At 75.9% G+C, this 1343-nt stretch carries 1 protein-coding gene; it reads right to left on the bottom strand.

The genetic code is table 11. The features are described from left to right. Window positions 1-1343: beta-N-acetylglucosaminidase domain-containing protein (locus tag MHW47_RS35465; protein ID WP_239227910.1), on the bottom strand; the 1343-nt coding region annotated here is incomplete at both ends.

Below are 1343 nucleotides of genomic sequence, written 5' to 3'. Positions count from 1 at the left end.
AGCTCACCGGCGCGGCCGTAGCGGGAGAGCTGCGCGCTCCACGGACGGACCTCCTCCGCGAGCCGCCCCCCGGCCACCCCCGCCAGCGCGCCCGGAGCCGTGCGCATCTCACCGAACGCGTCCCGCAGCCGGCCGGCCGCCGCGTCGAGCGCCGCGGCGTCGTCACCGGCGTACGCCGTCCAGAACGCGGCGATCAGCGGCCGCAGATAGGCGGACTCGGTGCCGCCGAGCAGCGAACCCGCGCTGTTGCCCGCCAGTGCCCGCAGCGCGCCGGCGGCCTCCCCGCCGGAGCCCGCGAGGTCGTCGACCGCGGCCTCCCAGGACCGCGCCGGGTCGTATCCCCTCGGGTTCCACGCGAAGTCGGCGGCCGTGAACAGCGGGACGCGGGAGGCGGAGGGCTGCTCCATCGCGTTGGCCAGCAGCGCCGCCGAGCCGACCGCGACCGCGGGCTCCCGGCCGGTGTACGGGCCCAGGAAGATCCGGTCGTGCGCGTAGTCGTTGACCGGGTAGTTGTCCATGGTCACCAGCGGATGCCCGAACACGGCACGGGTCCGGGCCAGTTCGGCGCCGGTGATGGTCCTCGGCACGACCCCGACACCGGTCCAGGCGACCTCCACGCCGTCGGCCAGCTCCCCGGCGAGCGCGCTGCGGTACTCGGTGGCGCCGTCCTGGTAGAACTCCGTCGGCATCACCGACAGCGGCGCCGCCTCCGGGTGCCGCGCGGCCAGATGCCGGGCCACGCCGTTCACCACCCGGGCCTGGGCCCGGGCCGCCGCGCGGGGGCCGCTGCCGAAGGCGTCCGCGTCGGCCGCGCAGTGCCACTCGCTGTAGCTGACGTCCTGGAACTGCACCTGGAAGGCGCGCACCCCCAGGTCCCACATCGCGTCGATCTTCCGGTTCAGCGCCTTCAGGTCGCGGTCCGACGACAGGCACATCGACTGGCCCGGGGCCACCGCCCAGCCCAGCACCACGTGCGCGGCCGCCGCCCGTTCGGCCAGCTCCCGCACCTCCGCGCGCCGCTTCGCCGGATACGGGTCGCGCCAGCGGGCCTGGCGGTACGGGTCGTCGCCCGCCGCGTAGAGATAGCGGTTCTGCTTGGTGCGCGCCAGGAAGTCGATCTGCGCGAGCCGGTCCCGCAGGCTCCAGGGCTGCCCGTAGAAGCCCTCGGTCAGCCCGCGCACCGCCGTGGACGGCCAGTCCCGGACGGTGACCCCGGCGACCTTCCCGCCCCGCACCAGCTGGCGCAGCGTCTGCACGGCGTGGAACAGTCCGTCCTCGCCGACGCCCTCCAGCGCCACCGTGTCCCGCTCCGCGACCCGGCCGGCCGCGAGCCGGTATCCGCC

This window comes from Streptomyces sp. OfavH-34-F, from assembly GCF_022347745.1.
In the GTDB taxonomy this organism is placed as follows: domain Bacteria; phylum Actinomycetota; class Actinomycetes; order Streptomycetales; family Streptomycetaceae; genus Streptomyces.
This window is presented reverse-complemented; position numbering and strand designations above follow the sequence as displayed.